This window comes from Kineococcus vitellinus (assembly GCF_009906315.1).
GTDB lineage: Bacteria > Actinomycetota > Actinomycetes > Actinomycetales > Kineococcaceae > Kineococcus > Kineococcus vitellinus.
This window is the reverse complement of record NZ_JAAALL010000609.1, coordinates 1-761: the sequence shown is the minus strand read 5'-3', so window position 1 is coordinate 761 and position 761 is coordinate 1. Positions and strand designations below refer to the sequence as shown.

The following is a 761-nucleotide window of genomic DNA, read 5'->3' as shown; positions in this document are numbered from 1 at the left end:
GCCGTCAACCTGGAGGTCATGACCACCGACCTGGTGCAGGGCCGCCCGCGGCGGCTGCCCCCGGTGGAGGACGAACTGCTGTACTTCCGCGAGCAGGAGTGGCTGGAACTGTTCCCCGAGCCGATCGTGCGATCGACGGTGCAGGCGCAGGAGAGCGCTCCGCCGCAGCGGGTGCGCACGGTGGGCGACGTCATCGCGGTGATGGCAGCCGACCAGGGTCTGCACCGCCTGCCGGTGGCGGACCTGCCGGTGGTGGTCGCGGCCCGGATGAGCCTGAGCTTCCCCGTCCTGATCAGCGCCGTCCCCCTCTGGGACGTCGACACCAGCACCCCGGAGCACACCGCCTTCCGCGCCGCCTGGCAACGCTGGCTGGACCGCCGGGTGCCGCCCGCCGGCTCCGTCGGCGCGCAGGAGGTGCTCGACGCGGTGGGCGCTGGACTGCCTCGCGTGCAGGCCGCGAAGACGTGGGTCTCCGACGGCGGCATCACCTCCAACATGCCGCTGCACTTCTTCGACGCGCCGCTGCCCCGGCGCCCCAGCTTCGCCATCAACCTGCGCCCCCGGCGCGGCGAGCGGGAGGCGGTGACGCTGCCGACCGGCGCGCAGGACGGGCTGACCCGCAACCGCAGCGGCCTGGAGGACGGCGGTCCGCGCTCCCTGCCGGCCTTCGTCAGCGCCATCGCCCGCACCATGCAGAACTGGGTGGACAGCGAGCAGATGCGCATGCCGGGCTACCGGGACCGCATCGTCTCGGTGCTGCT

The 761-nt window shown here is 73.5% G+C and carries 1 pseudogene; it reads left to right on the top strand.

The features are described from left to right. Positions 1–18: 18 nt before the first annotated feature. Positions 19–761: pseudogene (locus GTQ99_RS23710) on the top strand (hypothetical protein); the annotation flags it as partial.